Below are 21,586 nucleotides of genomic sequence, written 5' to 3' on the forward strand. Positions count from 1 at the left end.
TCACTGATCGCCTTCCGACGTGGACACGAGCCACGCTTCCATCTCGGCCCGCTCGCGCTGTGCGAGGCACTGCGCCCGCACGGTGGCGTCTGGCCTCAGCAGAGTCGGTTCGTAGACACCGTAGTCGGCGAGCAGATCGGACGAGACGGCATGGGCCATCGTGCACAGCTGCATGCTTCCATTGCACAGGGCTTCCAGATACCCGATGTGATGGAACGGACTTCGCGTATCACTCGGCACCGGCACCCCCGGCACGAAGCGGGCTGTTCCATTGAGCGGCGTGCGGTCCAGGAGCACCTGCGCAGGAGACGAAGTGCCGGCAGCACATCGGCATCTCCATAGGCTCCGGCCCACTCCGCCTACGCGCACGCGCACCCGAGATGAAGACCGTAGAGCACGGGGGCGCCTGCGCCCCCTGCCGTGGGCGCAGGTTCCGAAGCCAGATCGACCTGAAGGTGAGCGCTGTCGTCGGAGTGCCAGACGGCGTGGACGCCAGGTCCGGAAATCCGGATGCGGCCCCGGCGAATCACCGGTTGCGTGGCCCAGCAGGTCGCGGGACGGAGCGGCCGCCGGTGCGCCCCCGGGACGTGCTAATGCACCGAGAATCCCGGCATGTCCACGGACGTCGGCGGAATGATCGAGTGCAGGCCGGGAGCCCTGATCTGGGGCGAGGAAGATGAAGACACGGTCTGGGTGGCCGCCATCGATCTGTTCCTCCTCAACGTTGGCAACGCCTATGACGCGCTCGCCTGTCTCTTCGGCGTACGCAACATCTTCGGGTTCCGGCCGCTGGCCGTGGATCGTGGTCTGCCGGAGGACACGTCCGACGGAGTGCGTGCGGGCTTCTCCGCCTATGGCGGATCCGCATACGCTCATGGCGCCACCTGGATCTCGTGGGCCGAGTTGGTCGCCGCCGACTGGGACGCGGCCGACGGCTCTGGCGTACACAGCCGTCGTGCGGTCGCGGGCGACACCACCCAGTGGGGACCCGTCTGGGAGGTCATGCGGACACTGAGTGGGCTGCACGGCGCGGAGAACGTACGGCTTGTCGTCTGGTTCGGATGACCCTGGTGGGAGTTGGGAGGGGAGGATATCGGTGGGGCAGGATGAGTCGGTGACCAGATGGTTCCGCAGCTACTGGGACGACGAGGACACGTGGTTCTACTTCGAGGTCGGCGACGACGGGTGGGTGAGCCGGCAAGTCGAGCTCGAAGGGCCTGGACGGCGACCCATCGTGGCCGCGTCGGCCGATGAGGACGACGTCCGGTACGGCTTCACCGCCGGATTGCCCGTCGCCGACTGGGAAGGGCACCTCGAGGTGCCCATGACCTTCCAGGAATTCGAAGAGGTGTGGAGCGCGGCCCGGCGACGTCTCATGGACCTCGGAGTCTGAGAAACAGCGGGTCGGGCCACCTCACAGCTTGCCGAGGATCACTCCGCGCCAGGTCCAGCCCAACGTGAGAACGGCGTCTCGGAGGGGGTTTCGCAGATCCCTGGCGTCGAAGCGGAAGATCTCTGTCGCTTCCAGGCGGCCATTTTCCCCGCGCCCGACCGTCCAGCGGCGGGAGACGGTCCTGTCCGGTCCGCGCGTGTACTTCGACGACATCGCAAGCCTCGGCGGATTCCCGACCCGGGTGACTTCCCACTGCTCCTCAATGACGCGGACCTCATGGGTCTCCCGGACCACGCGCATCCGGATCCGGACCGCGCGGGTCAGCTGGGACTCGACAAAGAGGGTCTGCCAGGCGGGCTCCGCCATCCGCCACTCCGCCATCAAGTCGGCTCCGTACGCGGCGCCGTCGCGGACGACGTACGGCACATCCGGCTGGTTGAGGCCGAGCAGAGCTATCCGTACCTCGCCGGCCGAACCCGGCGCGACGCCGTCGGCGGGACGCGTGGTTCCGGTCAGCATGTCGAAGAAACCCATGTGGTCAACCTAGGAGGGGTGGGACGGTGGGGCAAGATCCGTCGCCTGTGGGAGGGGTGGCGCTGTAGTTGGGGGTGGCGAGATGACAGTTGCGGTGAGTGGTACGTCCGGGCTCATTGCCGGTGAGGTGCCGTTGGGGGAGGTCATGGAATGGCTTCGGCGGGAGCGGCCTGTTTTTCATTCTGAGGCGGATCTTCAGCACGGTTTCGCTCGGGCTCTGTGGGAGCTCGCGCCCTCGGTTCGGTCCAGACTGGAGGTACGGCAGCCGGCCGCGGCCGGAGGTCGTCGTGAGTACCTTGACCTGTTGTGCTGGGGGCCTTCGGGCCGTACGGCCATTGAGTTCAAGTACTACACCGTGTATTGGTCCGGTACGGCCGGTTCGCCCCCGGAGGAGTATGCGCTGAGGTCGCACGGGGCTCGCGACGTGGGGCGTCGGGGGTTCGTCTTTGACATCGCCCGGCTTGAGCGCTTCGGTGACCGGTCCGAGCAGAACGGTCTGGCGCTCCTCATCACCAACGAACCAGGGTTGTGGTCACCGCCCAAACCCGGCAGTAACGCGACGCGCGACCAGGACTTCCGCATCCATGAAGGGCGCACGCTTTCTGGGGAGCTTCTTTGGGGTGGGGGCGACTACAAGTCGAACACACGTGTTCTGAGGGGGAGTTATTCCCTCAGCTGGCAGCCGTACTCTCTCCAGGGCGGGACCTACGGGGAGTTCCGGTACCTTGCCGCCTTCACCGGTCCGGAGGATCTGCCGCACGACCGACCACGATGAACTCGTGCGCCAGGTCCGGGCGCCACACGCGCCTGTCTGGGGTCAGGTGTTGGTTGTGGCCTTTTGGGTGGGGACGGGTGGGGTGGGGGATGTGGGGGGGGTGGTGTATTGGGCTGCTTGGAGTTGGTAGAGGGATCGGAAGAGTTTGGGGCCCGGGGTGTGGTCGGCGATCAGGGTGGGGAACGTGCCGCTTTCTACCACTCGGCCGTGGTCCAGGACGTGGATCAGGTCTGCCGCGCGGACCGAGCCCAGGCGGTGGGTGATGAGGATGACCGTCTGGCCCGCGTCGGCGAGGGTGCGGATCTGTTCGAAGAGGCGTTGTTCCGCCTTGGCGTCCAGGGCCGAGGTCGGTTCGTCGACGATGAGGATCTGGCCGGCGCGGTAGTGGGCGCGGCCGAGGCCCAGGCGTTGCCATTCGCCGCCTGAGAGTTGGTGGCCTCCCTTGTAGCCGCGGGCCAGTAACGTCTGCCAGCCGCGCGGGAGTTCGGCGATCAGGTCCTCCGCGCCCGCGTAGCGGACGGCCTCGTCGAGGCGTTGGGGAGTCATGGGTACGTCGGCTCTGCCGATGCTGATGTTCACCGCCGCGGTGAACGGCCAGCGGTAGAAGTCCTGTCCCACGACCGCCACCCGCGAGACCAACTCCTGGCGGTCGGCCTTCGAGGCGTCCACGCCGTCCCACAGGATGCGGCCCGAGTCAGGCTGGTAGAGGCCGCAGAGCAGCTTGATCAGGGTGCTCTTGCCGCTGCCGTTCTCGCCCACCAGCGCGACGATCTTCCCCGTCGGGATGGTGAGGCTGACGCCGTCCAGCGCTCGCTTGTTGTCCTTGCCCCGGTAGGTGAACTCCACGTTCTCGAAGGTGATCTCGGAGGGGTTGGGGGGAAGAGGGAGGCCCCCCGTCGGGATGGACCGTGTGACCGCCTCCTCGCACAGCCGGTGCAGGTCTCCTACGAACAGGCTTTCCTCGTGCAGGTAGTTGACCTGGAGGACCAGGTTCTCCAGGCTCGCGGAACCGCTCCGGATCGCCAACACCGCCGTACCGCCCACCGCCAGAGCCATCGACCCCGTCCACAGCAGTCCGCCGAGGGTCGCGTACGCGGCGGCCGTGGCGAGTCCCGTCCAGCCGGCCGCGATCAGTCCCGTACGGGCCGCGAGCCTTGCCAGCCTGCGCTGTTCCGCCTCCTGCGACTGTGACATCGCCCGGAAGTGGTGCAGGAGGAAGGGGCCGACGTCGTGGACACGGATCTCGGGTGCCGCGTCCGTGGAGATCAGCATCTGGCTGATGAGGTGGCCGGCCCGGGAGTGCTGCACCCAGACCTGGAAGGAGAGGTAACGGCGCCTGGCCACCGACAGGGCCGCCCACGCGCTGGGCAGCGTCATCGTGACGAGCAGCGGCAGCAGCACCGGGTGCAGTACGGCCAGGACGCCGGCGGCCGCGACGAGGGACATCAGGGCGTTGAGGACGCTCTGGCAGTACTGCACCATGCGCCGCGCCGAACCCGCCCCGTACTGGGCACTGTCGAGGAGTTTGTGGAACTCGTCGTCCTCGACCGCCTCCAGTTCCACCCTGGCCGTGTGCGACAAGTACCGCTCGGTCGCGACCCGTTCGACCTTCGGCTCCAGTTGGCCCGTACCCGCCGTGGCCAGGGCCCGTAGCACCGCGCTCACCAGGGCCGTACTTCCTGCGAGCGCCAACGCGCCGCCGGCGTCGGTGAGTCGCTCGGCGGTGGTGCCGTCGCCGAGGAGGTGGGCGAGGACGCGGTTCACGGCGATCAGGCCGACCGCCTGGCTGATCCCCCGCCCGGCCTCGGCGAACGCGACCAGGCGCAGGGCGCTTCGGTCTGCCTCCCACGCCAACTGCCCTGTCGTACGCAGCAGTCGTGGCAGGCGCGTGACCATGGATCGGAGGTTCAGCTGGAAGAAGGCGTCCTCGTGCTTGTTCCAGCCCATGTCGTACCGCAGTGCTCCGCCGAAGAGCAGCTCCTCGGACTCTGAGACTTGTGGAGTGTCCGGGGTGTCCGGGGTGTCTGGGGTGTCTGGGCTCTCCGGGGGGTCTGGGGGTGTGGAGGGCTTCGTGTTGTCTGTCGTGTTGGTCTTGCCGGTGTGGGTTTTCCGCCTCGCCATACGCACTCCCGCTCGTGTCGTGCGTGGGTGACCGTCTCCGCTCCCCGGCATTCAATCGCCTGGCACCCCTCGCGGGAGAGGGCGCACGGTGCGTCGGCGGCGGCGCGTGCGGGGCACATCCGGCGCGTGGCGGTGGTACGAGCCGGCGTCCCGTACGAAGCGGTCAGCGCGTGGCGCCCAGGGACTTCTTGGTGGTGCGGTAGCGGGTCAGGAGCAGGGGGCGCAGCCAGCGCAGTGGGGGTGGGAAGTTGGCTGCCAGCGTGTCGTGGCCCGGCACTCGTACAGGGTCCTCCATCAGGCCGAACACCAGGTGCGGGCTGTCGCGCGGGGCGCTGTGGATGATGGCTTTGCGGACACGGATGATGTCGGCGTCCGGGACTTGGGGGAACAGGTCGCGCAGAACCGGTTCCTCCCTGTCCAGGTGGGTCGCCAGGAGGTCCTGGACCTTCTGCGCCGACGGCAGGCCGGCGAGGGCCGCCTGGCCGACGACCGCGAGGGTCTTCGCGCGCTCCCCCGTGACGTCCGGGTCGGCGATGCCGTCCACGGCCCTCGCCAGGGTGTGCAGCTCCGTGTCCAGGGCTTCGTGTTCGGCGGTCAGGCTGTCCAGTACGGCGATCGAGGACGGGAAGAGGCCGCGGAGGACCGGCCAGAACAGTTCGTCCTCGCTCGCGTGGTGGTGATGCACAAACGCGATCAGCCAGCGGGACGTCTTGACCAGGGCCCTGACGTCGACCGCCTCCCCGGCGGTCAGACGCGCGAAGGACGCGGTGACGAGAGCGGCGCCCCGGCGCATGATCATGTGTACGGCGAGCAGCTCGTCGTACATCTTGGAGCCTTCGGCCCCCGCCTGGGGTGAAGCAGCCATGGTCTGGTCCTCGGCCTCGATTCCGTGACGCGTCCGCCCCCCACAGTGCCCCCGGCGGCGGGGCCGCGCATCTCGGACCTGGCCGGGAGGGTTATCCACAGGCACTTGTCCACAGGCTGGGCGGCACGCCGACCGAATGTCCGGGCTCGGGCGCAGAATGGGGTCATGACTCAGATCACCGGTTCGATGCCGGATTGGGAGAAGCGCTTCCGGGCGCCGCGGGTTTCGCTGCCCGACTGGGCGGAGGACGCTCCGCAGCGGGCGCTGTTCGTGTCGAACGCGACAGGGACGTACGAGCTGTACGCGTGGGACCGGGCGACCGGCGAGCAGCGGCAGGCGACGGACCGGCCGAACGGGACCACGGACGGGGTGCTGTCTCCTGACGGCGAGTGGATCTGGTGGTTCTCCGACACCGACGGGGACGAGTTCGGGGTCTGGATGCGTCAGCCGTTCGTGACGTCCGGGACCGGGACCGCGACCGCATCCAAGGAAGAGGCGGGGGCCGGGGACGAGCCCGCGACGCCGGGGCTCGAGCCCTCCTATCCGGGCGGGCTGGCGCTCGGGCGGGACGGCACCTCCATCGTGGGGCGGTCCACCGACGAGGACGGGTCGACCCTCCATGTCGTACGGCCGGGGCAGCCGCCCGTCGAGATCTACCGTCACCGGGAGTCCGCGGGGGTCGGGGACCTGTCGTACGACGGCGATCTGCTCGCGATCGAGCACACCGAGCACGGGGACGCGATGCACTCGGCGGTCCGGGTGCTGCGGCTGGACGGTTCGGTGGTCGCCGAGCTCGACGACACCGCGGGCGGGACGCGCGAGCTGGGCCTTGAGGTGCTGGGGTTCGCGCCGGTGGCCGGGGACAGCCGGCTGCTCGTCGGACATCAGCGGCGGGGGCGCTGGGAGCCGATCATCTGGGACCCGCTGACCGGCGAGGAGACCGATCTCGCCATCGAGCTGCCCGGGGACGTCAATGCCGAGTGGTATCCGGACGGGTCGGGGCTGCTGGTCTCGCACAGCTTCGAGGCCCGCGGTGAGCTGTGGCGGTACGACTTCGTCCGGCGCGCCCTGATCCAGGTGGACACTCCGCCCGGGACGGTGGTGGGGGCGACGGCCCGGCCGGACGGGAGCGTCGAGTATCTGTGGTCGTCGGCCGCGCGTCCGCCGGAGGTACGGTCCACGGCGGGCGGGGTCGTGCTCGATCCCCCCGGTCCCGCCGCGCCCGCGTCGGTGCCGGTGGAGGACGCGTGGGTGCCGGGTCCCGGCGGGCGGGTGCACGCGCTGGTGCAGCGGCCGGCGGGCGAGGGGCCGTTCCCGACGGTCTTCGAGATCCACGGCGGGCCGACGTGGCACGACAGCGACGCGTTCGCCGCCGGTCCTGCCGCGTGGGTGGACCACGGGTTCGCTGTCGTACGGGTCAACTACCGCGGGTCGACGGGGTACGGGCGCGACTGGACGGACGCGCTCAAGTACCGGGTCGGGCTGATCGAGCTGGAGGACATCGCGGCGGTCCGGGAGTGGGCGGTGACGTCCGGTCTCGCGGACCCGGCGAAGCTGGTCCTGTCGGGGGGCTCGTGGGGCGGCTATCTGACGCTGCTCGGGCTCGGCACGCAGCCCGAGGTGTGGGCGCTGGGGCTGGCGGCGGTGCCGGTCGCCGACTACGTGACGGCGTACCACGACGAGATGGAGGCCCTGAAGGCGATGGACCGCACGCTCCTGGGCGGTACGCCGGAGGAGGTGCCGGAGCGGTTCGCGGCGTCGTCCCCGATCACGTACGTCGACGCCGTACGGGCGCCGGTCTACATCTCGGCCGGGGTCAACGATCCGCGCTGCCCGATCCAGCAGGTGGAGAACTACGTCGACCGCCTGGCGGCCCGGGGCGCGCCGCACGAGGTGTACCGGTACGACGCGGGTCACGGTTCGCTGGTCGTGGAGGAGCGGATCAAGCAGGTCCGGATGGAGCTGGACTTCGCGGCGAGGCATTTGGGGTAGCCCGGGAGGGGGGAGAGACGCTGCTGGGGTGGGCTCCTGTGCGGGGCGGGAGCGCCTCCGGCTCGACGCGGGCCTTCGGCTCCACGGGGGCCTTCGGCTCGACGGGGGCGTCAACGGGGGGAGAGGGCCGGGGTTGGGCCGTCCGGGGGACGGTGGTGGTCAGGTTCGGGGCGCGGGAGGGGCCGGGGCCCTGCTGGGCTTGTGGGGGTGGGGCCCTTCGGGGGGGGGAGGTAGCGGGACCCGGGGAGTGGGGGGTGGGGGGCGTTCCGTACCGTGGAGGGGTGTATCGCTTCCTGGTGACTCCCCACTGGTGGGGGATCAATCTGTTCGTCGTCCTGGCGATCCCCGTCTGCATCTTCATGGGCACCTGGCAGCTCGGGCGCTTCGAGGATCGTGTCGCCACCCAGAACGCGGCCGAGAAACGGCCCGACCCCGGCACGCAGGACGCCGCGCCGCTGGCGAAGCTGCTGCCCGTCGATCAGGAGACCTCCGGCCGGCACACGACGGCGACCGGCCGGTACGGCGACCAGTTCCTCGTGCCAAACCGGGAGTTGGACGGGAAGGACGGTTCGTACGTCCTGACTCTGCTGCGTACGGACGGCGGCAAGGCGCTCCCCGTCGTACGCGGCTGGGTGGCCGACGGCAAGAAGGTGCCCGCGCCGCCGGCCGGCGAGGTCACCGTGACCGGTGCGCTCCAGGCGTCCGAGACGTCCGGCTCCACCGGGGTGCATACGAGTGGCGGGCTGCCGCGGGGACAGCTCGGGATGATCAGCGCGGCGTCGCTGATCAACGTCGTGCCGTACCAGGTGTACGACGCCTGGGTCACCGTCAGCCAGGCGTCGCCGGGGCTGCTGCCCGTACCGGCCACCGCGGCGGAGAACACTGGGCTCGACCTGAAGGCGTTCCAGAACCTCGGGTACACGGGTGAGTGGTTCGTGTTCGCGGGGTTCGTGGTCTTCATGTGGTTCCGGTTGTTCCGGCGTGAGGTGGAGACCGCGAAGGACCGGGCGCTCGGGCTGGATCTGGGGCTGGACACCGCCGCCTGAGCCGTCACCCGGCCGACCGCTCGCCCGGCCGCTCGTCCGCCCGGCCGCCCGTTCGGCCCGGCCCCCGTGTCGGCCGACCCGCCCGCCTCGCCGGCCCCCTACGTAGACGGTGGCAGCACGCCCGTGTGGTAGATCGTGCCCGCGCACGCGTTGGGGATGACTGCCTGGGCGACCGGAGAGCCTGGTTCCGCCGTGTGGGAGACGATGACGCTGCCGTCCTCCGTGCCGCCGTCGTCGTTGACCAGCTGCGGGACGGTGTTGGTCGAGTCCGTGCCGGACGTGGCGCCCGAGCCCGGGTTGGAGCCGCTGCCCGCGCTGCCGCCCGACGACACGTTGTCCGTCGGCGAGGGATCCGGGGAGGCCTCGCTCGTCGGACAGGTCTCGGCCGGCACCCAGGCGAACTGCACCTCGTACGCGCTGTTCGGAGCGAGGACCAGCCCCGAAGCTTCCTGGGACGGGTCCGGCAGGCCGCTCGCCTGGTCGCCCGCCGTGTGCTGCACGACCATGATCTTGCCCCGGTCGGCCGCGCCCGCCGCCGTGAAGTTGACCGAGCCCTTGCCGGCGACCGAGCAGTCCGTACCCGAGACGTTGGCGACGCGGAAGGTCCCGTACACCGTGCCGTCCGCCGTCGGGCTCCCCGCCTTGGCCGTCACGACGTTGAGCTGGCCCGGGTCGCACACGGGCGAGGAGGCGGCGAAGGTCTCGTCCGGCCGCGCCGTACCCCCCGCACCGCCGTTGACGGAACCCGATGCCGTGTCCTTGGGCTCGTCGGGCTTCCCGGACGCGTCCGCGTCCTCCGACGCCTCGCCCGGCAGGTGGTCGGTGTCCTTCTGGATCCCGCCCGAGGACTTCTCGTTGCCGCCGCCGCCCTGGTCGTTCGTACCGTGACCGGCGTTGATGGCACTTTCGTCGGACGCGCTGCTGGAGTTGGCGACATGGACGAACGCCGGAACGGCCGTACCGCACAGCAACGCGGCGGCCGCGACGCCGACCATCGCCTGCCGCTTCCTGGCCCGCCGGGTCGGGACCGCCCTGCGGAGGTGATCGAGCGCGCCGTCGGACGGCTCCAGATCCTCGACCGCGGTGTGGAACAGCCGGCGCAGCGCCAGTTCGTCGTCTCCAGAGCCGGAGCCGGAGCCAGAGCCAGAGCCGGAGTCGGGTGAGAGAAGGGAAGCAAGGCTGGAGCCGGAACCGATACCGGAGCCACCCCCTACGGACCCGAGCCCCCCGGCGACGCTCCCGGCGTCGCCACCGTTCCCGCCGCCGCCCCTGCCGGCGCCCGTAGCAGCCCCGTTGTCGCCGCCGAGGGCCTTGGCCAGGCCACTCAGCTCGTTCTCCGGCCCGTTGTTCACAATTCCGTTTCCAGTCAGGTCGTTCATTGGCGCGTCGAGCTCGTCGCCCGGCCGGTGGTCCGTCGCGTGGTCCGTCGCGTGATCTCCCGCAGGGTCTCCCGCGCGATCCCCCGCGCGATCCCTCTCACGGTCTCTCTCGCGGTTCTGGCCCCGGTCCCCGTCGCGGCCCCACCCGCCCGGCCCGCGCCGCGCGTTCTCACGGCCGTCTCCGTCTCCCCGGCCGTTCGTACGGCCGAAGCCGCGCCCTTTCATGCCTGTGCCTCCATCACGACGCGCAGCGCCTTGATGCCCCGCGAGCCGTACGCCTTCACCGAGCCCAGCGATATCCCGAGGGTCTCGGCGACCTGCGCCTCCGTCATGTCCGCGAAGTACCGGAGCACCAACACCTCGCGCTGCCGCCGCTGGAGCCCGCGCATGGCCTTGATCAGCGCGTCCCGCTCCAGCTGGTCGTACGCCCCCTCCTCCGCGCTCGCCATGTCGGGCATCGGCTTGGAGAGCAGCTTGAGTCCCAGGATCCGCCGCCGCAGCGCGGAACGGGAGAGGTTCACGACCGTCTGGCGCAGATACGCCAAGGTCTTCTCCGGCTCCCGTACCCGATTGCGCGCGGAGTGCACCCGGATGAAGGCTTCCTGTACGACGTCCTCGCAGGAGGCGGTGTCGTCCAGGAGCAGGGCGGCGAGACCGAGCAGCGAACGGTAGTGCGCGCGGTAGGTCTCCGTGAGGTGGTCGACGGTCGTACCCGCCGCCGCCGTGTCGTCACTGCCGTCGCGCTGGGACGGAATGCGGGTGGAACGCGCGGCGGGCATGCGGGCGATCACCGGCATACCGCCGGGCGCACGCGGACGCCGGACGGGGCGCACTGCCGCGCCGCGCACCGGGACGATCGCTGTGATGTCGAGAACCTCTGCCACGCCTGTTGGACACGCTCCCCCCCGTCAGGGTTGTACGCGTAAGCCCACCCATTTGACGCTGCACCAAATACCGTCATGCGTACCTGATCTCCCCCAATGCCCCATTTGCTCGCGGCACCCCGCACCCCCACAGGCGCGACCGCATAGACGCCTCCCGGCGAGCGAGCGGTTGCGGAACTCCCGAAGGAAACCCACAGAAAGACTGATACGCATCGTCGGACACGACGACATAGCAGTTCAAGTGGTACAGACCATCGTCTTGATCACAGGGTGTTCACAGATCCTACAAACACTTAAGGATCCGGGGCTTCCGGTTTTCTCTTGACTGCCGCCAGGGCAGGGGAAGTTCAGGCCAGGGCAGGGGAAGTTCAGGCACGCACCGATGACAGGGCATGACCGGTGACAGGTCAGAGCTTCGAGAGCTCGACCGCCACCGCCTCGGCGATCTGCGCCACATTGAGGGCCGCGCCCTTACGGAGGTTGTCGCCGCAGACGAACAGTTCCAGGGCCCGGGGGTCGTCCAGCGACCGCCGTACGCGCCCCACCCACGTCGGGTCCGTACCCACCACGTCCGCGGGCGTGGGGAAATCGCCGGCGCCCGGGTTGTCGAACAGCACCACGCCCGGCGCGGTCGCCAGGATCTCGTGCGCCCGGTCGACGGTGATCTCCTGCTCGAAACGCGCGTGTACGGCCGCCGAGTGGGCGGTGATCACGGGGACGTTGACGCAGGTCGCGGAGATTCTCAGCCCGGGCAGGTCCAGGACCTTGCGGGTCTCGTCGCGGATCGCCATCTCCTCCGACGACCAGCCGCCGCCCTGGAGCGAACCGGCCCACGGCACCACGTTGAGCGCCAGCGGGGCGGGGAAGGGGCCGGTGGTGTCCCCCACCGCGCGGCGTACGTCGCCCGGATGCGTACCGAGATCCGTACCGGCGACGAGGGAGAGCTGGTCGCGCAGCGCGGTGACGCCGTCCTGGCCGGCGGCGCTGACGGCGAGGTACGAGGAGACGACCAGTTCGCGCACCCCGAACTCGGCGTGCAGCGCGCCCACCGCGACGACCATCGACAGCGTGGCGCAGCCGGGGCTCGCGACGATGCCGCGCGGACGGGACCGTACGGCATGGGCGTTGAGCTCCGGCACCACCAGCGGAACGTCCGGATCCATCCGGAAAGCCGCCGAGTTGTCCACCACGACCGCGCCCTTGGCGACGGCGACGGGTGCCCACTGGGTGGACACGTCGTCCGGTACGAGGAACACCGCGACGTCCACGCCGTCGAGCGCCTGCTCGGTGAGCGCGACGACTTCGGTCTCCCGGCCCCGTACGGACAGCTTGCGGCCGTTCGTACGGGGCGAGGCGATGAGCCGGATGTCGCCCCAGACGTCGGCGTGCTGCGACAGGATCTGGAGCATGACGGCGCCGACGGCACCGGTCGCACCCACGACCGCCAGCGTCGGCTTGCCGTTCATCGCCCGGTGCCTCCGTAGACCACCGCTTCGTCGGAGTCGCTGTCGAGGCCGAAGGCGGTGTGAACGGCGCGTACCGCCTCCGTCACCTCGTCCGCGCGGGTGACGACCGAGATGCGGATCTCACTGGTCGAGATCAGCTCGATGTTCACGCCCGCGTTCGACAGCGCCTCGAAGAAGCCCGCCGTCACCCCCGGGTTGGTCTTCATGCCGGCGCCGACCAGCGAGATCTTGGCGATCTGGTCGTCGTACCGCAGCGAGTCGAAGCCGATCTTCGCCTTCGTCTTCTCCAGCGCGTCGATCGCCTTGCGCCCCTCGGACTTGGGCAGTGTGAACGAGATGTCGGTCAGACCGGTGGCCGCGGCGGACACGTTCTGCACGATCATGTCGATGTTGATCTCGTTGTCCGCGATGGCGCGGAAGATCGTGGCGGCCTCGCCGGGCTTGTCGGGGACGCCGACGACCGTGATCTTCGCCTCGGAGGTGTCGTGGGCGACACCGGAGATGATGGCCTGCTCCACCTTGCGGTCCCCTTGCGGTTCGTGACTGAGCGGTTCGCGATTGAGCGGTTCGTGGCTGACCCACGTGCCCGGCAGCCCCGAGAAGGAGGAGCGGACGTGGATCGGGATGTTGTAACGGCGTGCGTACTCGACGCAGCGGTGCAGCAGCACCTTGGAGCCGGAACTCGCCAGCTCCAGCATGTCCTCGAACGAGATCCACTCGATCTTCCGGGCCTTCGTCACGACCCGCGGGTCGGCGGTGAAGACGCCGTCGACGTCGGTGTAGATCTCGCAGACCTCGGCGTTCAGCGCGGCCGCGAGGGCGACGGCGGTGGTGTCCGAGCCGCCCCGCCCCAGGGTGGTGATGTCCTTCTTGTCCTGGGACACCCCCTGGAAACCGGCGACGATGGCGATGTTGCCCTCGTCCAGTGCCGTACGGATCCGGCCCGGCGTGACATCGATGATGCGCGCTTTGTTGTGGACCGAGTCGGTGATGACGCCGGCCTGGCTGCCGGTGAACGACTGGGCCTCGTGGCCCAGGTTTTTGATCGCCATGGCCAGCAGCGCCATGGAGATGCGCTCTCCCGCGGTCAGCAGCATGTCGAACTCACGGCCGGCCGGGATCGGCGATACCTGCTCGGCGAGATCGATCAGCTCGTCCGTCGTGTCGCCCATCGCCGAGACCACGACGACGACCTGGTGGCCGTTCTTCTTGGCGTCGACGATTCGCTTGGCGACCCGCTTGATGCCCTCGGCATCGGCTACGGAGGAGCCTCCGTACTTCTGCACGACAAGGCCCACGTGCGCTCCTCGCTCAATCCATCACTACTGCCATCACTACTGTCGGCTCAGTCTAACGAGCGGCCGTACGACGCCCTGGCTATACCACATCGTGAGATGTCCAGCTCACTGGATGATCACCGAATGATTACTGGACGGTGCGTGGCCGGTCACCCGGGGGTCGGCGCGGCCGCTCGGTGAGCATGCATGCCCGCGATCACCTGGGCCACGCGGAACGTAACCCACGTCACACCACAAAGCGGCGAGTCGCACCGACGCGAGGGTCGTACGCGAGGGTCGCGAGTGTTGTACGCGAGGGTTGTACGGGAACGCGTCTCGATCGGACGGCTCTGGGATTGCGTGAGCATCACAATCCCCACGGCGGGTCTCATTTCTTGATCATGGGACGGCAAAGAAACGTATTTTCGGTCAACCAACAGAATCCACCAGCATCTGCGTGTCGCCGAACGGTGAACGTCGCGCGGGGGGACCGTTGTTCACCGAGACCCAGAGGAACCGTTTCATGCGCAGCACCACCACCGCCCGTACCACCACCACCCGTACCACCGCGGGCAGCACCCTCGTCCGCCGTACCGCCGTCGCCGCGTCCGCGCTCTCCCTCGCCCTGCTGGTCGGCGCCTGCGGCGGCTCCGACGACAGCTCGGCCGACTCCGACAAGAAGGCCGGCAAGTCCGCCGACAAGTCCAAGGCGAGCGCCGCGGCCAAGCCCGCGGCGGACGCGGCCGACGCCACCGCCCTGTCCCAGGCCGAGCTGGACAAGCTGGCGCTGGCCGAGGGCGACGTGAAGGGCTACAAGATCGCCAAGGCTTCCGCGGCCGACATCGCCATCGGGAAGGGCATCACCACCGACAACGAGGCGTGCGCCCCGCTGGTCGACATCCTGGGCTTCCGGCCGGTGGGCAAGCCCGCCGCGTCCGCGCCCATCAGGCTCACGAGCGTCCCGGAGAAGCCGGCTGCCGACGCCTCGCCCGAGGACACGCTGGCCGCCCTCGGTAACATGACGATCGCCGCCGAGACCCTCAACTCCTACGCCGGACAGGGCGCCCCGGAGGCGCTGGAGGCGCTGCGCGCGGCGGGCAAGGCGTGCGCGGGAGGCTTCACGTACACCGCCGACGGGGAGAAGACGAAGGTCACGAAGGTCGCCCCGGCCACCTACACGGCCGGCGACGAGGCGGTCGCCTTCACCGTGACCTCGGAGGTGGAGGGCGAGGCCACCTCGTCCCCGCTGGTGGCCGTGCGCAAGGACGGCCTGCTCGCGACCTTCATGTCGATCAGCCTGGCGGGCGGCGAGACCAAGCAGCCCAAGGACATCATCGACGCACAGCTGGCCAAGCTCGGCTGATCGCCTCCCGGCAGAACTCGCACCCCGTCCCGGCGCCGCGCCGGGACGGGTTCGCGCCTGTGTGCGGCTGATTGGCGGCGGCGGAGAGGGCGGGTACGGGGGTGTCCGCCGCGCCTCTCGCCGCCGCCTGGACCAGTACGCCACCGGCCACGACCAGGCTCCGCGCGGTGAGCGCGCCCATGGCGAGGGCGGTACGCCGCACGCGCCGGGCGTGTTCCGTACGACGCTTCGTGGGGAACGCGGCGGTGGACAGCGCCGTACAGGCGGGCGCGGTCGTCGGGCCGGTCGCGCGTGTCACACGTTTCACACGTACAGGCATGAGCGACCGAGTCCATTCCGACGACGACGTTTGTTCAATGCGCAACCAAACTACCCGACCACGACCGGAGAACTACCCCACCAGACCCGTGATCTTCCAGAGCGAGCCACCGCCGCTCACCACGTCCGTCGCGTAGGCGTCCCCGTTCTTGTCGACCTTGAAGAAGACGGAGTTGAGACCGCGCAGGGTGGCGATCTCGACGGCCTGGCCGGTGACCGGATTCAGCCGGGTCACCTCCGAACCCACGGCGAAGTACACCTGTCCGTCGCTCCCGACGGAGATGGACGTCGGCTCGTACTGCTCCTTGGCGAGGCTCTTGACCGCGCCGGAGGCCAGATCGGTCTGGAGAATGCGCCCGGTCATCATGTCGGCGGTGTAGGCGAATCCCTTGCCGTCGAGCGCGATGCCCTGGGAGAGCCCGAGGCCGGCGGCGACCACGCGTACGGGCTGCCCCGGCCGTACCTCGTACAACTTCCCGGCTCCACCGGTCGCGTACGTGACACCAGCGCTGTGGACGATGCCGTGCAGCGGTCCCAGCCCGGCGGCGAGCAGCTCCTGGGAGCCGGTCGCGAGGTTCACCTTCCGCAGGTTCCCGTCGAAGTCACCGACGTACGCACCGCCGTTGCCGTCCAGGTCGACTCCGCGCAGATTGCCGAGGCCCTTGGCGACGGTGGTCTTGGCACCGGAGGCGAGGGCGACCTTGCGGAGGTCGCCGTTGGCGTACGTGATGTACGCGTTGCCGCTCGCGTCGACCACGGAGGTGACGGGCTCGCCGAGCCCGGACGCGAGGGACCGGCAGGAGGCGGAGGGGCAGGCTACGACGGTGGGTGCGGCGGCATTCGCGGCGTTCGTACCGTTCGCGGCGTTCGCGGCGTTCGCGGCGTTCGCCGTGTTCCCGGAGACACCGCCGGTGAGGACAAGCGCCCCGGCCGCGAGGGTACCCATGGCGAGGGCGGTGAGGCGCACGCGCCAGGTCGGTCGGGAGGTGCCGGTCGAACTTGCCGAAGAAGCAGTCACGGTCGAGTCCATTCCGTGTCGGGGCCGAGTGCGCGACCGCACAGTTGTACGGCCGTACGTGCCGATCCAGTACGCCGGGAGCAGCCAAGGTCACCCCGCCCGCCCCCACCAGACATACGGCCCCGGGAACCCCAGAGTTCAACTCCCGTCAGAAAGCGCCCGGAACACGGCGACCGCGCGCCTCGACGCTCAGTCCGCGTAGTGCTTGAGCTTCTCCGTGTCGAGGGTGATGCCGACGGGGTCGGGGAGTTCGACAAGGGCGCCGAAGGGCCGGGTGGTGACGGCCCGGTACACCCCGTTCTCCGGTTCAGAGTGGACCGTTACAGAAGACGCGTCCCTGTCCACGAGCAGATAGACGGGGATCCGGGCCGCCGCGTACCCGTCGGGCTTCTCGATGCGGTCGCGCCTGTCGGTATCTGCGTCGTACGAGTTGACCTCGGCGACCAACAGCACACCGTCGGGCGCGGCCCACTCCCCGGCGCCGACGAAGTGGTCGTCACGCGCGAGTGTCCCGTCCGGCCGGGCACGTCCGCTGCGGTACGTATCGACCTTCAGCCCTTGCTCCCCATAGAGCCACAGCTCGGGCCTGTGCTGAATGCACTGCTTCTGCAACCACTTCACGATCTCGTTGTGGTTACCGTCCGGCACGGCCTTGACCTGGACCTTTCCCTTGATGAACTCCAGCCGCACCGTTTCGGGCGCGTGGCGCGCAAGCTCTTCGAATTCCTCGATCGACATCTGGGGTCGGTCAGCGGTACTGGGGGTCATGGCGTCGCCTCCTCCCCTCAATGGTGCCCTGACCAGGCTCTCCCGCACGCTCACTCCGCCCGCGCCTGCCCGAGAGGCGCGTGCATCTGCTGCGGAATCGGGCGGGCCTTGAAGCCGGCCATGGCTCGGCACTCGTCGGCGCGGCGGGCGACGTTCACCTGGGCGGGGACGGCGAGGAACGTGTCCGGTACCCGGTCGATGACCACGCCCGCGTCCTCGGCCGCGTCGTACGCCGCCATCTCCTCACGGCAGTCCAGGCACACGCCCCGGATCAGCGGCTTCACGTTGTCGGCGACGTCGCAGGTCATGCAGACCATGACCGCGAGATTGACGTGGGCGGGGGCGTGGAACGGCTCGGGCGGCATCTTGCTCTCCAGTCGGGTACGGGCGATCGCCCCCGGGCTGCGCAACGGCTGCGGCAGCCCGGCGGTCAGCGAACGCACCAGGTGATCGGGCGTCGCGCCCCGCGCCAGCCACTCGGCGGCGAGCGATTCGAGCGCGGCGCACTCGCGGGCGGACAGGGTCATGCGGGGCTCGGTGCGCCCGAGCCTCGCGAGAATGCGGTAGGCCTCCGAGGGTGCGGGGCCGGGGGCGGGCTGCGGGGGTGCGGTGGCCGACTGCGCGGGGGCGGGTGCGGGTGCGGGTGCGGCGGCAGGCTGTACGGGGTCGGGCCGAACGGACACGTCACGAACGGGTCCGCCCTCCACCACCTCCACCACCTCCCCCAGCGCCTCCACCGCCGCTGCGGCCACCGCCTCCGCCGCCCTCTTCCGGCGCTCCAGCTCGGTGAGGTCAACCCCGTGCAGCCGCCGCACAAACGCCGTCCACCAGGCGTCGTCCCTGGACGTACGCGAGAAGTACGTGTGCGTCACCCAGCGGAAACTGTTGTCCTCCAGCTGGAGATGCTCCTTCACGCGCCGCAGATGCCCGGCGTCCGAGAGGAAGTTCAGCGCCTTGCCGCAGGCCTGCTGGCCGTAGTCGGCGATGTTCGCCGCGAGGGCCTTGTACCCGATCGCGGCGCCCTCGGGCAGGCGATCGATGTACGCGGCGATCGCCGCTTCCCTCGTGCGCAGATGTACGAAGTCGGCCTCGCCACGCGGGCATTGGTCGGGCGCGCAGCGCTTCCCGTACCCGGGATTGGCCGGGGGGTGTGCGGGCGCGGGCAGGGCAGCACTAAAGTCGGCGTAAGCCACTATCGATGACTCTCGATACGTTGGTCAGGCCCCGGGGCCCGGTGTTGGCGCACCGGCCGGGGCCGCTTAATGCTCCGAACGCTAAACGGTCACCACGCTGCGGCGCAAGCCGAGCACGGAAAGTCATCTCGCCTGGTCGGCGAGGGACTTGGGTGGGAGGTTGGGTTCCCACCACCTCCCACTCCTATGGGAAGAGCCCGAGCCCCGAGGCCCGGAACCCGAGGCTCAAGCCCCGGGCCGACCTGCGGAATCGCATGCGCGGCGGGTGGGGGCGCGTTCAGTTGGCGCGGGGCGCCGACCAGAAGGCGGAGTGGACGTTGGGGTACGGGATCTGAACCCCCGCGTACGCCGGGCCATTGGGCTTACTGGCGGGCTCGGCCACCGCCGATTTCTCGACACACGGAGTGTCCGCCTCGAAGAAGGCCTGGCCCTTGTCGCCGATGATCAGACCGATCGTGAATCCGTCGGCCGTCTTCGCGTAGATGTCGGGAGAATCCACGCTGCGGTTCACGGAGATGATGTCGAACCCGCTCTTCTTCCAGAACCGTTCGATGACGCCCAGGAAGCTGCCGCGCCGTTGTTCCGAGACAACGGTCAGCACGACCCGCCGACGGACCACGTCACAGGTCCCGGCGGACGTGTCGTCGTGGGCCCACTGGACCTCCGGCCGAATCGCTCCGAACGTGGCGTCCAGCAGCGAGTCCGAACGCTCTGCCGCCTCCTGCATGTTCATGGTGGCTGGGGCTCCCTTGTCATTTCCGACGTTCCCACACCCAGCGAGCAGTACTGCCGCCAGCAGCAGGACAGGTACACATCTCACCGACCGATTCATCGCCATTCCTGCGTCTCCAACTGCTCGGGCTTCCCCGCGACAATCCTGGCGATATTTCCTGCGGACACCCGATCCTCTTCCGGTGAAAAGTAGTTGGAATGCGCTGGTGTGGGTCCCTGCCCGTCGACGAAGGGCCGGGGTCCGTCTGCGACGCCGAAGCGTCTGGCGCCGAAGGCCTCGCTTGCCGGGTCCTTGCCGAACCACAGATCGTCGTCATCCTGGTCCGCGATGTCGCCTGCGGCATACGCACCTGCTGGGCCGGCGACGAAGAAGCCCGCGCCGCCTGCCCACGCCTGCTGCGAGGACGGAAGCTTGGTCACCGGGTCGTTCTCGGCCGCTCCGACGAAGACGTGGTCCTTGCCTACGCCGAGGTCCTCAGCCCTGTCCGCACCGGTACCTGGGCTGCCGAGCAGGATGATGTCGTCCGCGCCCGGAATGCCGCCCTCTAGTTGAGCCGCCGTACCGACCGTGAATGAGCCGTAGGAGTGGCCGATCGCCGTGAGATGTGGGTCTTTGTGCTTGTTGGTGGCGCCCAGACCGTCCATGAAGCTGTTGTAGGCGGGGGCTCCTCGCGCCGCGTCGCCCTCGCCCATGACGTCCAGGCTCTGAGGAGCGTCATAGCCGAGCCACACAATCGCGGCGGAGGATCTGTCATGCATCCGTGCGCCCTTCGCGGTGTCAAAACCGCGATTCAAGGTCCCCTCGGCGAATTCCCCATCGAGCTTCGTCCCCAGCCCCGGCACGTACGCCGACACATTCCGCGACGCGTCCGGGTTCCCGTACGACACGATCGCGCGGCCGTTGCCCTCTGTTCCGATGCCGAGCAGGAACATCGGCACACGGCTGGGCTCGTTCAGCCTCTTCTCGATTCCTCGAAGGCCCTCCAGCTTCGCCTTCGCGTCCTCGCCGCCCTGTTTCTCCAACTGGTCGATGAGTACCGGGAGGTAGTGGCGGTTTGCCTCGTCGCGGGCGAGGGAGGGGATGCCGTCCAGGTTGCCGATCAGGTCGGGGGCGACCTCCATGTAGTCGTTGCGTTGTTCCTCCGTCAGAGAGTTCCACCACCCATTGACGGCCTGGGGAGACCTCTCCGACGGGATGCCGCGTTCCAGGTAGCGTTCCGCCGTCTCGCGGACCGTTGCCGTGTCTCGGGTGGTGTCCGCCAGGGTTGCTTCGGTGACGTCCAGGCCCTTGGCGGCCTTGAGTTTGTTCAGGGCTCGGGTGTAGCGGTCGTCGATCTCCGTCGCCGACCTCACCGCCCTCGCGATGCGGTCCGCGATGGCTTGGGCCTTGGCCGCGTTCGGGTTGGGGAGGGGAGCGGGGGCGCCCGACGGTAAGGGCGCTGTGTATTCGTCTGTCAGGCCAGGAAGTTGGAGCGTCTGGGCCGCGTTGCCCGTCGCTCTGCCTCCCGGGGCCTCCCCGCCGCCCAGCGCATCGCCCAGATACGTGTCCGCCTTCGCCGGTGGGTAGTTCACCGTGCCATCCGGTTGGACCGTGAAGTTGAGCGCCGTCGCGTCCTCCAGAGCCTCCGTCAGTTCTCGCTGGGCTCTGGTCAGTTCGGTCGACAGGCCGTTCAGCGTCGTCCTGATCAGCGCCGCCTCGGTGTGCACGTACTGGTAGTTCCTGCTCAGCCGGCGCAGCCTCGCGATCGCCGCCCGGGCGGACTCGCTCTCCTGCGTCTCCCGCAGTTTCGCCGTCATCGCCCGGTCCACCGCGTCCCGGTCCGCCTCGGCCCGCGCCGACACCTCGTGCCAGCCGTCGCCCGCGTCCTCGAACTCCGTGGGTTTCAGGTCCCGTAATCGCTGCCAGGTCAGGGTGGAGTCGGTCATCGGCGCTCGTGCCGCTCGTCCGCCGGGGCTGTCCTGACCGCCTGGAGCCCGGTCCCCACCGCCGTGTCCGTCTCCCCCATCTCCTTGCCCACCTGGTTCAACGCCCCCGCCAGGTAGCCGCATTCGCCGCGTACCGCGGTGAGGCGTTCCTCCCAGGAGGCCAGTACCGCCGTGGCCGCCGCCACCGCCGACAGTCCCTGCCCGCCGGCCACCACGCCCTCGTGCGCCGGGCGCAGGCGGGCGCGGCTCCGTTCTGTGGTGGTCCGCAGGGTGCTCGCCGTGCCGGACGCGCTCGTCCACGGACCAGTGGTGTGCTTCAGCCGTCCCGCACCACTCGACGCGCCCGGACCGCTCGACGCCAGGGACATCTTGGACTCGGCCCCGCCGGACCCGCCGGACCCGCCGGACCCGCCGGACCCGCCGGCCCCCACGGACCCCTCGGACGATCGCCCCGTCGGCAGCTCCGACAGCGCGAACACCTCCTGCCACCCCTGCGAGTACCGCACAGCCGCCGCCCTCCGCGTCCCCGTGTTCCT

The 21,586-nt window shown here is 69.5% G+C and carries 20 protein-coding genes; 5 read left to right on the forward strand and 15 right to left on the reverse strand.

All coding sequences use genetic code 11. From position 1 onward, the window contains the following. Complete coding sequence (locus ACIO1C_RS26970; protein ID WP_401867836.1) at positions 1–297, reverse strand: hypothetical protein; 297 nt, start codon at positions 295–297, stop codon at positions 1–3. 315 nt (positions 298–612) lie between these two features. Between ACIO1C_RS26970 and ACIO1C_RS26975 the strand changes: the two genes are divergently transcribed. Together ACIO1C_RS26975 and ACIO1C_RS26980 are read left to right on the forward strand one after the other, a co-directional pair. Next, entirely contained in the window at positions 613–1,065 is a 453-nt protein-coding gene (locus ACIO1C_RS26975) for a hypothetical protein (RefSeq protein ID WP_401867839.1), read from the forward strand. Between the two features lie 49 nt (positions 1,066–1,114). Beyond that, positions 1,115–1,393, forward strand: a complete 279-nt coding sequence (locus ACIO1C_RS26980) for a hypothetical protein (RefSeq protein ID WP_401867841.1) — start codon at positions 1,115–1,117, stop codon at positions 1,391–1,393. A 21-nt stretch (positions 1,394–1,414) separates the two neighbouring features. Here the strand turns inward: ACIO1C_RS26980 and ACIO1C_RS26985 are convergent, their stop codons facing one another. The 3 genes from ACIO1C_RS26985 to ACIO1C_RS26995 form a co-directional block, all read right to left on the reverse strand. Further along, the gene (locus ACIO1C_RS26985) at positions 1,415–1,927 is read right to left on the reverse strand and encodes a hypothetical protein (RefSeq protein WP_401867844.1); all 513 of its coding nucleotides are present in this window, start codon (positions 1,925–1,927) and stop codon (positions 1,415–1,417) included. An 817-nt stretch (positions 1,928–2,744) separates the two neighbouring features. Then, the gene (locus tag ACIO1C_RS26990; protein ID WP_401868128.1) at positions 2,745–4,649 is read right to left on the reverse strand and encodes an ABC transporter ATP-binding protein; all 1,905 of its coding nucleotides are present in this window, start codon (positions 4,647–4,649) and stop codon (positions 2,745–2,747) included. A 337-nt stretch (positions 4,650–4,986) separates the two neighbouring features. Further along, positions 4,987–5,688 (reverse strand): hemerythrin domain-containing protein, encoded by a 702-nt coding sequence (locus ACIO1C_RS26995; protein ID WP_401867847.1) that lies wholly within the window; start codon positions 5,686–5,688, stop codon positions 4,987–4,989. 165 nt (positions 5,689–5,853) lie between these two features. On the opposite strand from ACIO1C_RS26995, the gene ACIO1C_RS27000 reads away from it, so the two are divergent. Both ACIO1C_RS27000 and ACIO1C_RS27005 read left to right on the forward strand, forming a co-directional pair. Then, positions 5,854–7,680, forward strand: coding sequence for a S9 family peptidase (locus ACIO1C_RS27000; RefSeq protein WP_401867850.1), 1,827 nt, complete (start codon positions 5,854–5,856; stop codon positions 7,678–7,680). A 281-nt stretch (positions 7,681–7,961) separates the two neighbouring features. After that, positions 7,962–8,726, forward strand: a complete 765-nt coding sequence (locus tag ACIO1C_RS27005) for an SURF1 family protein (protein WP_401867853.1) — start codon at positions 7,962–7,964, stop codon at positions 8,724–8,726. 98 nt (positions 8,727–8,824) lie between these two features. On the opposite strand, the gene ACIO1C_RS27010 is transcribed toward ACIO1C_RS27005, so the two are convergent. The 4 genes from ACIO1C_RS27010 to ACIO1C_RS27025 all read right to left on the reverse strand — a co-directional run bounded on the left by ACIO1C_RS27010 (position 8,825) and on the right by ACIO1C_RS27025 (position 13,753). Beyond that, on the reverse strand, positions 8,825–10,105 hold the full coding sequence (locus tag ACIO1C_RS27010) for a hypothetical protein (protein ID WP_401867855.1): 1,281 nt from the start codon (positions 10,103–10,105) through the stop codon (positions 8,825–8,827). Positions 10,106–10,326: 221 nt separating this feature from the next. Further along, the gene (locus ACIO1C_RS27015; RefSeq protein ID WP_401868130.1) at positions 10,327–10,902 is read right to left on the reverse strand and encodes a SigE family RNA polymerase sigma factor; all 576 of its coding nucleotides are present in this window, start codon (positions 10,900–10,902) and stop codon (positions 10,327–10,329) included. 494 nt (positions 10,903–11,396) lie between these two features. Then, a complete protein-coding gene (locus ACIO1C_RS27020) occupies positions 11,397–12,455 on the reverse strand; it encodes an aspartate-semialdehyde dehydrogenase (RefSeq protein WP_401867858.1) in 1,059 nt (352 codons plus the stop codon). Beyond that, a complete protein-coding gene (locus ACIO1C_RS27025; RefSeq protein ID WP_401867861.1) occupies positions 12,452–13,753 on the reverse strand; it encodes an aspartate kinase in 1,302 nt (433 codons plus the stop codon). The genes ACIO1C_RS27020 and ACIO1C_RS27025 overlap by 4 nt, the downstream gene beginning before the upstream one ends. Before the next feature lie 502 nt (positions 13,754–14,255). Between ACIO1C_RS27025 and ACIO1C_RS27030 the strand changes: the two genes are divergently transcribed. After that, the gene (locus ACIO1C_RS27030) at positions 14,256–15,095 is read left to right on the forward strand and encodes a hypothetical protein (protein ID WP_401867864.1); all 840 of its coding nucleotides are present in this window, start codon (positions 14,256–14,258) and stop codon (positions 15,093–15,095) included. Here the strand turns inward: ACIO1C_RS27030 and ACIO1C_RS27035 are convergent. The 7 genes from ACIO1C_RS27035 to ACIO1C_RS27065 form a co-directional block, all read right to left on the reverse strand. Beyond that, positions 15,064–15,402, reverse strand: a complete 339-nt coding sequence (locus tag ACIO1C_RS27035) for a hypothetical protein (protein ID WP_401867867.1) — start codon at positions 15,400–15,402, stop codon at positions 15,064–15,066. The two genes, ACIO1C_RS27030 and ACIO1C_RS27035, sit on opposite strands and share 32 nt — an antisense overlap. A gap of 84 nt (positions 15,403–15,486) precedes the next feature. Beyond that, entirely contained in the window at positions 15,487–16,431 is a 945-nt protein-coding gene (locus ACIO1C_RS27040; RefSeq protein WP_401867870.1) for a hypothetical protein, read from the reverse strand. 189 nt (positions 16,432–16,620) lie between these two features. After that, positions 16,621–17,199 (reverse strand): Uma2 family endonuclease, encoded by a 579-nt coding sequence (locus tag ACIO1C_RS27045; protein ID WP_401867873.1) that lies wholly within the window; start codon positions 17,197–17,199, stop codon positions 16,621–16,623. Between the two features lie 50 nt (positions 17,200–17,249). Next, positions 17,250–18,392 carry a hypothetical protein gene (locus ACIO1C_RS27050; RefSeq protein ID WP_401867876.1) on the reverse strand — a complete coding sequence of 381 codons (1,143 nt, stop codon included), beginning with the start codon at positions 18,390–18,392 and terminating at the stop codon, positions 17,250–17,252. Between the two features lie 277 nt (positions 18,393–18,669). Further along, entirely contained in the window at positions 18,670–19,125 is a 456-nt protein-coding gene (locus ACIO1C_RS27055) for a hypothetical protein (protein WP_401867879.1), read from the reverse strand. Positions 19,126–19,220: 95 nt separating this feature from the next. Then, positions 19,221–21,050, reverse strand: coding sequence for an alpha/beta hydrolase (locus ACIO1C_RS27060; RefSeq protein WP_401867882.1), 1,830 nt, complete (start codon positions 21,048–21,050; stop codon positions 19,221–19,223). Further along, entirely contained in the window at positions 21,047–21,556 is a 510-nt protein-coding gene (locus ACIO1C_RS27065; protein ID WP_401867885.1) for a hypothetical protein, read from the reverse strand. The genes ACIO1C_RS27060 and ACIO1C_RS27065 overlap by 4 nt, the downstream gene beginning before the upstream one ends. Between the last annotated feature and the right edge of the window lie 30 nt (positions 21,557–21,586).

The organism is Streptomyces sp. NPDC087420, from assembly GCF_044744165.1.
In the GTDB taxonomy this organism is placed as follows: Bacteria; Actinomycetota; Actinomycetes; order Streptomycetales; family Streptomycetaceae; genus Streptomyces.